14 protein-coding genes are annotated in these 11,957 nt (G+C 69.7%); 9 read left to right on the top strand and 5 right to left on the bottom strand.

Features of this window, described 5'->3' with window-relative positions; translation table 11 throughout:
• Nucleotides 1-22 precede the first annotated feature (22 nt).
• Entirely contained in the window at nucleotides 23-685 is a 663-nt protein-coding gene (locus ACIPJ2_RS16685; RefSeq protein WP_402729757.1) for a TetR/AcrR family transcriptional regulator, read from the top strand.
• Nucleotides 686-848: 163 nt separating this feature from the next.
• Here the strand turns inward: ACIPJ2_RS16685 and ACIPJ2_RS16680 are convergent, their stop codons facing one another.
• Nucleotides 849-2,480, bottom strand: a complete 1,632-nt coding sequence (locus ACIPJ2_RS16680) for a dolichyl-phosphate-mannose--protein mannosyltransferase (RefSeq protein WP_402729756.1) — start codon at nucleotides 2,478-2,480, stop codon at nucleotides 849-851.
• Nucleotides 2,481-2,534: 54 nt separating this feature from the next.
• Here ACIPJ2_RS16680 and rsmI point away from each other — a divergent pair, with 54 nt between their 5' ends.
• The 4 genes from rsmI (at nucleotide 2,535) to rsmA (ending at nucleotide 6,813) form a co-directional block, all read left to right on the top strand.
• Nucleotides 2,535-3,356 (top strand): 16S rRNA (cytidine(1402)-2'-O)-methyltransferase, encoded by an 822-nt coding sequence (rsmI, locus tag ACIPJ2_RS16675; RefSeq protein WP_402729755.1) that lies wholly within the window; start codon nucleotides 2,535-2,537, stop codon nucleotides 3,354-3,356.
• A 120-nt stretch (nucleotides 3,357-3,476) separates the two neighbouring features.
• On the top strand, nucleotides 3,477-5,054 hold the full coding sequence (metG, locus tag ACIPJ2_RS16670) for a methionine--tRNA ligase (protein ID WP_402729754.1): 1,578 nt from the start codon (nucleotides 3,477-3,479) through the stop codon (nucleotides 5,052-5,054).
• Nucleotides 5,051-5,965 (top strand): TatD family hydrolase, encoded by a 915-nt coding sequence (locus tag ACIPJ2_RS16665; protein ID WP_402729753.1) that lies wholly within the window; start codon nucleotides 5,051-5,053, stop codon nucleotides 5,963-5,965. Before metG ends, ACIPJ2_RS16665 begins: the two co-directional genes overlap by 4 nt.
• A complete protein-coding gene (gene rsmA / locus ACIPJ2_RS16660) occupies nucleotides 5,962-6,813 on the top strand; it encodes a 16S rRNA (adenine(1518)-N(6)/adenine(1519)-N(6))-dimethyltransferase RsmA (protein WP_402729752.1) in 852 nt (283 codons plus the stop codon). The genes ACIPJ2_RS16665 and rsmA overlap by 4 nt, the downstream gene beginning before the upstream one ends.
• A 25-nt stretch (nucleotides 6,814-6,838) precedes the next feature.
• Here rsmA and ACIPJ2_RS16655 read toward each other — a convergent pair whose 3' ends face one another.
• Both ACIPJ2_RS16655 and ACIPJ2_RS16650 read right to left on the bottom strand, forming a co-directional pair.
• Complete coding sequence (locus tag ACIPJ2_RS16655; protein WP_402729751.1) at nucleotides 6,839-7,309, bottom strand: YbaK/EbsC family protein; 471 nt, start codon at nucleotides 7,307-7,309, stop codon at nucleotides 6,839-6,841.
• Nucleotides 7,306-7,833: a hypothetical protein gene (locus tag ACIPJ2_RS16650; protein ID WP_402729750.1), complete on the bottom strand. Its 528-nt coding sequence runs from the start codon at nucleotides 7,831-7,833 to the stop codon at nucleotides 7,306-7,308. The genes ACIPJ2_RS16655 and ACIPJ2_RS16650 overlap by 4 nt, the downstream gene beginning before the upstream one ends.
• A 114-nt stretch (nucleotides 7,834-7,947) precedes the next feature.
• Here ACIPJ2_RS16650 and ACIPJ2_RS16645 point away from each other — a divergent pair, with 114 nt between their 5' ends.
• Both ACIPJ2_RS16645 and ACIPJ2_RS16640 read left to right on the top strand, forming a co-directional pair.
• The gene (locus ACIPJ2_RS16645; RefSeq protein WP_402729749.1) at nucleotides 7,948-8,154 is read left to right on the top strand and encodes a hypothetical protein; all 207 of its coding nucleotides are present in this window, start codon (nucleotides 7,948-7,950) and stop codon (nucleotides 8,152-8,154) included.
• A gap of 60 nt (nucleotides 8,155-8,214) precedes the next feature.
• Nucleotides 8,215-8,733, top strand: a complete 519-nt coding sequence (locus ACIPJ2_RS16640) for a hypothetical protein (protein WP_402729748.1) — start codon at nucleotides 8,215-8,217, stop codon at nucleotides 8,731-8,733.
• Nucleotides 8,734-8,832: 99 nt separating this feature from the next.
• Here ACIPJ2_RS16640 and ACIPJ2_RS16635 read toward each other — a convergent pair whose 3' ends face one another.
• Nucleotides 8,833-9,576, bottom strand: coding sequence for an SDR family oxidoreductase (locus ACIPJ2_RS16635; RefSeq protein WP_402729960.1), 744 nt, complete (start codon nucleotides 9,574-9,576; stop codon nucleotides 8,833-8,835).
• Nucleotides 9,577-9,679: 103 nt separating this feature from the next.
• Between ACIPJ2_RS16635 and ACIPJ2_RS16630 the strand changes: the two genes are divergently transcribed.
• Nucleotides 9,680-10,522, top strand: coding sequence for a helix-turn-helix transcriptional regulator (locus ACIPJ2_RS16630; protein WP_402729747.1), 843 nt, complete (start codon nucleotides 9,680-9,682; stop codon nucleotides 10,520-10,522).
• Nucleotides 10,523-10,618: 96 nt separating this feature from the next.
• Here the strand turns inward: ACIPJ2_RS16630 and ACIPJ2_RS16625 are convergent, their stop codons facing one another.
• The gene (locus ACIPJ2_RS16625; RefSeq protein ID WP_402729746.1) at nucleotides 10,619-10,765 is read right to left on the bottom strand and encodes a hypothetical protein; all 147 of its coding nucleotides are present in this window, start codon (nucleotides 10,763-10,765) and stop codon (nucleotides 10,619-10,621) included.
• Between the two features lie 189 nt (nucleotides 10,766-10,954).
• On the opposite strand from ACIPJ2_RS16625, the gene ACIPJ2_RS16620 reads away from it, so the two are divergent.
• Nucleotides 10,955-11,953 carry a RimK family alpha-L-glutamate ligase gene (locus ACIPJ2_RS16620; RefSeq protein WP_402729745.1) on the top strand — a complete coding sequence of 333 codons (999 nt, stop codon included), beginning with the start codon at nucleotides 10,955-10,957 and terminating at the stop codon, nucleotides 11,951-11,953.
• Nucleotides 11,954-11,957: the final 4 nt, after the last annotated feature.

The raw sequence follows: 11,957 nt of genomic DNA, 5'->3' as shown, positions 1-11,957 counted from the left end.
AAGTTCAACTACGTTTGCGAGCGTGACCACGATCGACCAGCACGCGGAGCTCGAGCGGCCCCTCCGCGCCGACGCTGCCCGCAACCGCGAGTTGATCCTGCAGACCGCGCGCAAGTGCTTCGCGGAGCGCGGGCTCTCGGTCACCCTGAACGACATCGCGCACGAAGCCGGGGTCGGCGTCGGGACGGTCTACCGCCGGTTCGCCGACAAGGACTCGCTGATCGAAGCGCTGCTCGCGACCAAGTTCGACGCGATGAACGCCGCCGCCGCGCGTGCTGCCGAGGAGATCGACCCGCGCGAGTCGCTCCGGCTGTACCTGATGGGCGTGTTCGAGTTCCGCGCCAGGGACCGCGCACTCGCCGACGCCATCGTCAGGGCGGGCAAGGGACGCCCCTCGATCGTGCAGGAGCGCGACCGCCTCGAGAGCCAGGTGTCCGAGATCATCCGTCGCGCGCACGACGCCGGCGTGGTGCGGGTCGGGTTCGACTACCGCGACCTCCCGATGCTCACGACCATGGTGGGGGCGGTCGCGGACGCCACCCGCGCGCACGACCCGAACGCGTGGCGCCGCTACGCCGAGGTCCTGATCGAGGGCGTGCTGCCGCAGCACGTCGACGACCACCGGATGCTCGGCGAGCCGCTCGACCGCGAGTCGATCGAGCGCGCGCTGCACGCCCAGTCCTGACCCACCGCGCAGGGGGCAGGCCCGTGGCAGGTCACGACACCCCGCTCAGTTCCGCCGAGCGGTCACAACGCGTCGGCTGAGTTCCTCCGAGCCGACAGATCGTGACCTGTCGACCCGCACTGCGCGGCACGCACCGCGCACGCAGCGCACACCGCGCGCAGCGCTACAACCAGCTCGGCAGCCAGTAGTGCGACCGGACGAAGTCCCACGGCACCTGCATGGCGGTCCACATCGGGTACCAGTACGCACTCGCGAGCAGCACCACGACGAGGTACACACCGACCCACACGATCGCCTTCGTCCGCCGTGGCCGCGGATCGTCGCGTGAGCCCAGCACGAGCCCGATCGCCGCGGCCAACGCCATCACCATGAAGGGCTCGAACGCGATCGTGTAGAATTGGAAGACCGTCCGGTTCACGTACAGCAGCCACGGCAGGTACCCGGCTGCGACGCCCATCACCACGAAGCCGTACTCCCACCGGCGACGCAGGAAGAACAGCACGAGCAGCGCCACGACCGCGACGACCGATGCGTACCAGATGAACGGGTTCGCGACGCCCGTGATGGCAGCACCGCACCGCACCGCCGCGCAGCCGTCCTGCCCGGCGTTCGTGCCGACGTAGTACATCGACGTCGGGCGCTGCATGAGCATCCAGAGCAGCGGGTTCGCCTGGTACGAGTGTGGCGTGTGCAGGCCGATGTTGAAGCCGTAGATCTCGGACTGGTAGTGCCACCAGTTCTGCACGCTGTCCGGCACCCACGACAGGATCCCGCTCCAGCGCTGCCCGCCGGAGGCGATCCAGTTCCGGTCCCATCCGTCCTTCGACACGAACCACCCGGTCCAGGACGTCAGGTAGGTCGCGGCGGCGATCGGCACCGTGAGCAGGAACGTCACGGGTGCCTGCTGCAGGAACGCGCTCGACGACCAGAACTCGATGCCGGCGCGCTTCCGGAGCATCATGTCGGTCAGCACCGAGTACACGGCAAAGAACGCCAGGAAGTACATCCCGGACCACTTCGTGCTCGTCGCGAGCCCGAGCGCCAGTCCCATCGCGAGCAGCCACGGCCGCCACCACAACACCGGGCCCCAGAGGGTGTCCCGTCCGGCAGTGACCCGGCGCGCGACCCACGCGTCGAGCCGACGCTCGGTCCAGCGTCGGTCGAGCAGCAGGGCGCCGAACCCGAGCACGACGAAGAACGTGACGATGCCGTCGAGCAGCGTGACGCGCGACATCACGATCGCCTGGCCGTCGACCGCCAGGAACCCGCCGGCGAGCGTGCCGATGAGGGTCGAGCGGAACAGCGACCGGGCGATCACGGCGACGAGGAACACCGTCGCGATGCCGAGCACCGCGACCGCGAAGCGCCAGCCGAAGGAGTTGTCGGGCCCGAACAACAGCATGCCGAGGCCGACGAGGTACTTGCCGAGCGGCGGGTGCGCGATGAACTCCGCGGCACTGGTGAAGAGGTTCGTCTGGCCGTCCGCGAAGCGTTCGTCGGTCGTCGGGAGCGAGTCGTCCGTGGGGTTCGCCGGCCAGGTGCCCTCGTACCCGAGGTGGACGATCGACCATCCGTCCTTGACGTAGTAGGTCTCGTCGAACACCAGTGAATGAGGTCGTCCCAGGTCGACGAGCCGCAACAGTGCCGCGAGCACGGTGACCGCGATCGGCCCCGCCCAGCGCCAGGTGGCGACCCGCCAACCGACCGACATGACGCGCACCCACCAGTCGTCGAGGCGCGACCCACGGGGCACTTCGGGCGCAGAGGGGAGTGCGTCGGCCAGGTCCGTGGTCACCCGCAGCATCCTACGGATGCGGCGCAGTGATCCGCTGCGTCCACAATGGGGCGTGTGATCGTCCTCGCAGCAACCCCCATCGGCAACCTCGGCGACGCGTCGCGCCGACTCGTCGAGACACTGTCCAACGCGACGGTCGTGGCGGCGGAGGACACCCGCACCGCGATCCACCTGATGCGAGCGCTCGGGATCGAGAACCGCCCGCGGCTCATCGCCCTGCACGAGCACAACGAACGGGCGAAGGCCGCGGAGGTCGTCGAGCTCGCCCGAGACGAGGACGTCGTCGTGCTGACCGACGCCGGCATGCCCGCGATCAGCGACCCCGGCTTCCCGCTCGTCGAGGCCGCAGCGGCCGCCGGGGTCACCGTGACCGCGCTCCCGGGGCCGTCAGCGGTGCTGATGGCGCTCGCCGTGTCCGGGTTGCCGACGGACCGGTTCACGTTCGAGGGGTTCCCGACGCGGAAAGCGGGGGAGCGTCGACGCACGTTCGAGGCGCTCGCCGGGGAGCAGCGGACGATGGTGTTCTTCGAGTCGCCGCACCGGCTGGCGGACACGCTGACCGACATGGCTGCCGGGTTCGGGGGCGCTCGCCGAGCGGTGGTCTGCCGAGAACTCACGAAGCTGTACGAAGAGGTCCGCCGCGGAACCGTCGCCGAGCTCGCTGCGTGGGCGGCCGACGGGGTCAAGGGCGAGATCTGCATCGTCGTCGCGGGGGCGTCCGGATCGGTGGACGAGGTATCGCTCGAGGAGGGCGTCCGGCTGGTGCTCGAGCGCGTGGCCGCCGGTACCCGCATGAAGGAGGCGTCGGCCGCCGTCGCGGACGCGACGGGGCTGTCGAAACGGGACCTGTACGAGGGCGCGCTGGCGGCGCGGTGACCCCGCTGATCGGCGGACGGGAGGCTCGTGGCGGCCCCGTCACGAGCCTCCCGTCCGGGTTTTCCACAGACCGTCGGTGGGCGCGTCATGCGGTCGCCGCGCGCCCGTAGGATGGTCCGCATGTCCGACGGCTCCTCGTTCAGCATCACCACGCCGATCTTCTACGTGAACGACGTGCCCCACATCGGGCACGCCTACACCGAGGTCGCCGCGGACTTCATGGCGCGCTGGCACCGTCAGCGTGGCGACGACACCTGGCTGCTCACCGGCACGGACGAGCACGGGCAGAAGATCCTGCGCACCGCCTCGGCGAACGACGTCTCCCCGAAGGAGTGGGCGGACCGGCTCGTCACCGACGCGTGGAAGCCGCTGCTCGACACCGTCGACGTCCGCAACGACGACTTCATCCGCACCACCGACGAACGGCACGAGCGCGGCGTGACCGCGTTCCTGCAGAAGCTCTACGACGACGGCTACATCTACGCCGGCGAGTTCGAGGGGTTCTACTGCGTGGGCTGCGAGGAGTACAAGCAGCCGAGTGACCTCGTCCCCGGCACCGGTGCGTACGAAGGCCAGCAGGTCTGCGCGATCCACTCGATCCCGGTCGAGGTCCTGTCGGAGCGCAACTACTTCTTCCGGATGTCCGACTTCGAGCATCGCCTGCTCGACCTCTACGAGTCGAACCCGGAGTTCATCCAGCCGGAGAGCGTCCGCAACGAGATCGTCTCCTTCGTCAAGCAGGGCCTGCGCGACCTGTCGATCTCGCGGTCGAGCTTCGACTGGGGCATCACGATCCCGTGGGACCACGACCACGTGCTCTACGTGTGGTTCGACGCGCTCCTCAACTACGTCACCGCACTCGGCTACGGCAGCGACGACGACGAAGCGTTCCAGCGCCTCTGGCCGAGCGTGCACATCGTCGGCAAGGACATCGCCCGGTTCCACGCGGTGATCTGGCCCGCCATGCTCATGGCCGCGGGGCTGCCGGTCCCGAAGCGCGTGTTCGGGCACGGCTGGTTGCTCGTCGGCGGCGAGAAGATGTCCAAATCGAAGCTCACCGGCATCGCGCCGTCGGAGATCACCGACACGTTCGGGTCGGACGCCTTCCGGTACTACTTCCTCCGCGCGATCACCTTCGGGCAGGACGGGAACTTCAGCTGGGAAGACATCTCGGCGCGGTACCAGGCCGAACTCGCGAACGGCTTCGGCAACCTGGCGTCCCGCATCCTCGCGATGATCGACAAGTACTTCGACGGTGCCGTGCCGACTCGTGGCGAACTGTCCACGTCCGACCGGACGATCGACGACCTCGCAGTGGACGTCACGACGCGCGCCGACGCCGCGATCGCCGCCTTCGCGCCACACGACGCCATCACGACCACGTGGGAGCTCGTCGACGCGCTGAACGGGTACATCACCGAGCAGCAGCCGTGGGCCCTCGCGAAGGACGACGCCCAGCGCGAGCGCCTCGGGACCGTGCTCGCGACGGCGCTGCGCGGCCTCGGCACCGTGGCGGTGCTCGCGTCGCCGGCCATGCCGAAGGCGACCGAGAAGCTCTGGGCCTCGATCGGTGCCGGCGGCTCCATCGCTGAGCAGCGTGTGGACCGTGCGTGGGAGTGGCAGGGTGCGACCCGGATCACGTCGCTGGAGTCCGGCCTGTTCCCGCGTGTCGAACAGGCGGAACAGGGCGCAGCGTGACCGACGCCCATCTCCGCTCCCGGTCCGGCGACGGTGGCGGGTCCAAGCGTGACCTGACGTACCCGCCGCTGCCGGAGGCGCTCGTCGTGCCTGTGTACGACAACCACACCCACATGGAGATCGCCGACGGTGGCGACGACGGCGCGCTGGAGTACCGGGAGCATCTGGACCGTGCGTCGAGCGTCGGTGTGCGTGGTGTCGTGCAGGTCGGCACCGACCTCGCGACCTCGGAGTGGTCCGCCGAGATCGCCGCACGTGAGCCCCGGGTCCTCGCCGCCGTGGCCCTGCACCCGAACGAGGCGCCTGTGCTCGACGCCGCCGGACTGCTCGACGAGCACCTGGCCGGCATCGAGCGGCTCGCCGCGCTGCCCCGTGTCCGGGCGATCGGGGAGACCGGGCTCGACTTCTTCCGCACCGGTGACGACGGCCGGGATGCCCAGATCCGGTCCTTCGAGGAACACATCCGGATCGCCAAGGAGAACGACCTCGCGCTGACGATCCACGACCGCGACGCGCACGACGCCGTCGTCGAGGTACTCGACCGTGTCGGAGCCCCGGAGAAGACCGTGTTCCACTGCTTCTCCGGCGGGCCGGACCTCGCCAGGCTCTGCGCCGAACGGGGCTGGTACATGTCGTTCGCGGGCACGGTCACGTTCAAGAACGCCCAGTCGCTCCGGGACGTCCTGCACGTGGCGCCGCGGCACCTCATCATGATCGAGACGGACGCGCCGTACCTCACGCCGACGCCGTTCCGCGGGCGACCGAACGCGCCGTACCTCATCCCGTTGACGCTCCGGTCGATGGCCGAGACGCTCGGCACCGATCCGTCGATGCTCGCGGCGCAGATCGCCTCGAACACCGAGCTCGTCTACGGCGCGTGGGACGCCGAACCCGTGACGGTGTCCGGATGAGCGCGCTGCTCGGGCCGACTGAGATCCGCGATCTCGCTGCGAAGCTCGACGTCACCCCGACGAAGAAGCTCGGGCAGAACTTCGTGCACGATGCGAACACCGTCCGGCGCATCGTCGCATCCGGTGGCGTGACGGCTGAGTCCCGCGTGCTCGAGGTCGGACCGGGCCTCGGCTCCCTGACCCTCGGGCTGACCGAGACCGGCGCTGCCGTCACCGCCGTCGAGATCGATGCCCGCCTGGCGGCGCAACTCCCGGCGACGGTGTCCGCGATGCAACCGGCCGCGCAGCTGACCGTGGTGCACCAGGACGCCCTCAAGGTCGCCGCGGACGACCTCCCGGTCGCGCCGACGCACCTCGTCGCGAACCTGCCGTACAACGTGTCCGTGCCGGTGCTCCTCCACCTGCTCGCGACCTTCCCGTCGATCGAACGCTTGCTCGTCATGGTGCAGGCCGAGGTCGGGTACCGTCTGGCCGCCGACCCGGGCAGCAAGGTCTACGGGTCGCCGAGCGTCAAGGCCGCCTGGTACGGCGACTGGCGGATCGCCGGGCAGGTGAGTCGTCAGGTGTTCTGGCCGGTGCCGAACGTCGACAGTGTCCTCGTCGGGTTCGTACGGAAGGACCCGCCGGGCGACGAACTCCTGCGCTCCCGCGTGTTCGCGCTCGTCGACGCTGCCTTCCAGCAGCGTCGGAAGATGCTCCGCCAGGCCCTGTCCGGGATCCTCGGTGGCAGTGCGCACGCGTCGGAGGTACTCGAGGCATCGGGCATCGCGCCGACCGCCCGCGGTGAAGAGCTCGGCGTCGACGACTTCGTGCGCCTCGGCCGGACGGTGCTCGCCGCAGCGAGCTGAGGGCTTCCGGCTGTGTGGCTGCTGGCTAGTCCGCGGCGACCTGCACGGTCTCCCCGCCGGTCAGCGCGACCAGCTGGTCGAACGTCAGCGGCATGACGGAGTTCGTGGTCCCCGCAGCCGACCACACCGGGTCGTAGTCGGCCAGCGCCGTGTCGACGACCGTCCGGATCGGTGCCGGGTGACCGACGGGGGAGACCCCACCGATCGGCTGTCCGGTGATGTCGCGCACCTGCTTCGCGGTCGCCATCGTGAGCTCCTCGACACCGAGGCCGCCGGCGAGCAGCGCCGTGTCGACGCGGTGGCGCCCTGAGGTCATCACCAGGAGCGGCTCGCCGTCCGCCAGGAACAGCAGGCTGCTGGCGATCGCACCAGGCTCGGTGCCGAGCGCCGCCGCTGCCTGCGCCGCGGTGTGGGTGGAGTCGGGGAGTTCGCGTGCCGTCGTGTCCACGCCGGCCTCGGCGACGATCCGCTGGATCTCCTGCATGCGTGCGTTCATCGGTGCTTCGTCCGTGTCTCGGTGCTGGTGATCGTGGCGCCGTGCCCGGCGAGTGCGGCGATGAGTCGTTCGGGGTCGCCGCACCGGAAGGACAGGTCGCGCTTGCCCGTGATCGACAGCCGGACGCCCGGCCCGTTGTCCATCAGGACCACCGTGCCACGACCCGTGCCGAAGCGGACGCCCCACCCGCCGACGTCCATCCCCCGCAGTTCGATCGGGGTCGCCGAGGTGATCGTCTGCGGGTCGATGGTGCGCCGGTACCAGAACGGGGTCAGCCGGACCGAGAGTCGGTCGTCCAGCTCGACCGTGAGTCGCGTCAGCGCAAGGACGACGCCGAGCCCCGCGACCACGACGAGCGCGACGCTGCTGATCACGAGGTCCGACATGGATGGTTCCTTGCCGGGGGAGGGTGGCACCAGGGCGATCGTCGTGGCGATCGCGATGCTGCCGAGCGCCGTCGCGATCCCGAGCACCCGGAAGAGCGTCGACGTGCTGCTGGTCTCGGTGTACCCCTCGTTCCCCATGCATCCATCCTGCCGGACCCGAAAGCGGCGGTCTAGTTGCATGTTGTATTTCGATTCCTTGCGGAGGCCGAGCCGACGCTCCTACCGTGCAACATCCGACGGAAGGAACACCCCATGACCACAACGGAGCCAGAACACCGCACCCCTCGCCACACCCTGAGCGAGGTGCCGATCCGAAGGCTGACTGCTGAGGAGATCGAAGCCGGCCGCAACCATCCGGTCGGCACCCCAGAGGAACGGGCCGAGAAGGTTCGCGCGATCCTCGCTGCCGGGACGTTCTCCGCCCCGAACGAGCCGGCGCAACGTTGGTGGGTCCGCTGACCGATGTCGGATCGTTTCGAACCCGGAGGCGACGATCGGGGAGTCTTCCCACTCGAGCACGTGAGCGCTCTTCCGGCGAACGTCGTCGTGGACACGAGCTTCATGGCCGCTGCTCTCGACGAATCCGCACCTGAACACGAAGCAGCAGCCGTGTTCCTCGCTCGACTGACGCAAGCCCGGACCACCATCTTCTTCAACGACCTCGTGGACCTCGAGATGCACGACGTCGCCTTCGCGCTTGCTGCCAGGGGGCCGAGTGCAGGTGGAAGCGGCGTCGATGGCACGGTCGGTGTGCTCGCCAGGTCGATGCTGGCGCGCTGGCGTGCCGTCCTCGCACATGCCGAGGCCGTCCACGTCGACGTCGCTCTCACGATTGACGACCTGCAGTACTACATGGGTCAGTTCGGACTGTCAGCGCAGCAGGCCGCGCACGTCGGGACCTCCTTCCTCTCCCAAGCGCAGCGCATCCTCACGGTTGACGTGGACTTCGGGCGAGTCGATGAGAGGACGCTCCGCATCTACACACCCGAGCGGCTGGTGCGTGCCACCCGTGCTCGTCGTCCTTGTCGGGCCGCTTGAACACGCGTCCCGTCGCTCGGCGTGACGCCTGAGCGACGGGACGGCGTGTGCCGGATCCAACGCGAGCGCGACCGCTGCGCGGGCAACGTGCTTGGCTGCTCAGTGCCTGTTCGACGCCAGCGCGGTGATCAGCTGCTGCTGGTTCCCGTCGCGCTCCGCCCACCGGAGCGGCAGGACGTTCTCGACGAGGATCTCGGGCGATGCGCCGGCCGACAGGAGCGAGACGACCTCGGTCAGGAACGCGTCGAGCGGCATCCCGCCGAAGTCCACGCCCTCGCCCATCAGGTCGGTCGCGACGGCCGGCGGCGCGAGTTCGAGCACCGACACCGGGGAGTCGATGAGCTGCTGTCGGAGCGAGAGTGTGTACGAGTGCACCGCGGCCTTCGTCGCGCTGTAGGTCGGGGTCGCAGCGAGCGGGGTGAACGCGAGGCCGGACGACACGGTGATGATCGTCGACGCCGGCTGCGCGAGCAGGTGCGGCAGGAACGCGTCGATCAGCCGGATGGTGCCGAGCAGGTTCGTCTCGATCGTGGCGACGGCGTCGTCCTGGTGTGCTGCCGAGCGGAGGTCCTCGGCGCGCATGATGCCGGACATGGTGACGATCGTGTCGAGCGACGGGTACGAGGCGGTCACGGTGGCCGCCGCAGCGGTGATCGATGCCGGGTCGGTGACGTCGAGCTCGACGGTGCCGAAGCCGTGCTCGGCGGCGAGCGAGTCGAGCAGGGCCCGGCGACGTCCGCCGATGACGACGGTGCTGCCGGCCTCCTGCAGGCGGAGGGCGAGACCGAGGCCGATGCCCGAGGTCGCGCCGGGGATAAAGACGGTGGCGTTCGTGATGTCCATGCCGTCCACGATCGGGCCATCGGCGAACCCCGACCAGAGTCCGGTCATCGGGGGACCGCCGATCCCTGGCAACCGTCGCCCGGCGGGCAGCAGACTGGACACCATGGACCGCCCAGCGCTCGCCGACTTCCTCCGCCGTCGCCGCGAACTCCTGCGCCCGGAGGACGTCGGGCTCGGTACCGGCACACGACGGCGGACACCCGGACTGCGTCGCGAGGAAGTGGCGGCGCTCGCAGGCATGTCCGCCGACTACTACACGCGCCTCGAACAGCAGCGCGGCCCGCAGCCCTCCGAGCAGATGGTGCAGGCGATCGCCAGGGCCCTGCGCTGCAGCCTCGACGAGCGCGACCACCTGTTCCGTCTGGCCGGGCACAACGCTCCCGCGCGGGTGCACCGCTCCGACCACGTCGACCCGGCGATCCTCCGCGTGCTCGACCGGCTGGATGACACCCCGGCGATCGTGGTCAGCGACCTCGGCGAGACCCTGGTCGAGAACCGGCTGGCCGTCGCACTCCTCGGCAGTGGCGTCGGACTGACGGGCAACGAGCGGTACCAGCCGTGGCGCTGGTTCATGACCGAATCCGAACGCGCCAAGTACGCGCCGGAGCAACACGAGCGACTGGCGCGGTCACAGGTCGCGGCACTTCGGGCGGCGGTCGGAGCAGCGGGACCGAGCGACTCGCGGGCGGTCGAGCTCATCGCGGACCTCGAGGCGAACAGCGAGGCGTTCCGGGCGATCTGGTCGCTGCACGAGGTCGCCAGCAGGTGGGAGGACCACAAGACCTTCGTGCACCAGGAGCTCGGCCGGATCACCGTCGACTGCCAGGTGCTGCACACCACGAGCCAGACCCAGGCGCTGCTGCTCTTCACGGCACCAGCCGGCAGCGAGGACGCGCAGAAACTCGAGCTCCTCGGTGTGGTCGGCCAGCAGGTGTTCAGCCGCTAGCCGTGGCCGATCGGAACGGCTAGTATGTCCCATGCAGGACGCTTCGAGCCTCCCGCACCCAGCCAACGCCCCGCCCACGAGCGGGGCGTTGTGTCGTCAGGGCCGCCAGATGTACTCCTTGCACGTGATGGAACGGATCCGGCCCACGATGTCGGCCATCGCCTTCTCCGATCGCGGATCGATCTCCGTGATGGTGTGCGATCGGTTCAGGAAGTACGTTGCGACGTCGGCCGCCTGCAGCATCCGGCTCTCGTGCGACGGGAACGCGTGACCTCGGTACCGGGCCCGGTGCGCTTCGAGGCCGATGCCGCGGAAGACGAACGCGGCCGACGAGCGGGCGAGGACCTTGGCGACGAGTCACCGAGCCGTGCGGCGAGCAACACCGCGTCACACACCTGGCAACCCCTCCGAGGCCGTGCCTAGGGTGGGGTCGTGAGCACTCCGCGCGTGTACGTCATCCACGAGAACCCCGAGTGGTTCCCGCCGCTCGCCGCTGCCTTCGAGGCCGAGGGCGTGCCGGTCCAGGAGATCCTCCTCACCGAGGGGCAGGTCGACCTGGCCTCCGAGCCGGAACCGGGCGTGTACTGGTCCCGGATGTCGGCCAGCTCCCACACCCGCGGCCACGAGCACGCGAAGGAGTACACCCGCGCCCTCCTCGGACACCTGGAGCGCGCCGGCCGGCAGGTCGTCGGCGGCAGTCACGTGCTCGAGCTCGAGGTGTCGAAGGTCGCACAGCACGGGCTGCTCCAGCGGGCCGGGTTCGACGTGCCCCGCACGACGGCGGTGTTCGGCACGGCACCGCTGAAGGACGCCGCCCGCACCTTCACCGACGGCCAGGACGTCCCCTTCATCACGAAGCACAACCAGGGCGGCAAGGGCCTCGGCGTCCGTCGCTTCGACTCGCTCGCGGAGTTCGACGCCTACGTCGACAGCCCCGAGTTCGAGGAGCCCGTCGACGGCATCACGCTCCTGCAGGAGTACCTGACGGCCCGCGAGCCGTTCATCACGCGCGTCGAGTTCGTCGGCGGCGAGTTCGTCTACGCCGTCCGGGTCGACACGAGCGCCGGCAGCTTCGAGCTCTGCCCCGCCGACGCGTGCGAGGTGCCCCAGGCCATCGCGGGAGCCGTCTGCGACGTCCCGGGCACCGAGACCGCGGGAGCCCCGCCGGCCTTCAGTGTCCGCACGGAGGTCACGGCGCAGCACCCCCTCGTGGCGCAGCTCCGCACGTTCGTGGCCGACCAGCGCATCACGATCGCCGGCGTCGAGTTCATGGAGACCACCGACGGCCGCACCGTCGTGTACGACATCAACACCAACACGAACTACAACCCGGCGGTCGAGGAGACCGCGCCGGCCTCCGGCCCGCGCTCCATCGCCCGCTACCTGGGTGCGCTCCTGACGGAGCAGTACGCGGCCGTCACCACGGCCTGAGACC

This window comes from Curtobacterium sp. NPDC090217 (genome assembly GCF_044746705.1).
Lineage (GTDB): Bacteria > Actinomycetota > Actinomycetes > Actinomycetales > Microbacteriaceae > Curtobacterium.
This window is presented reverse-complemented; position numbering and strand designations above follow the sequence as displayed.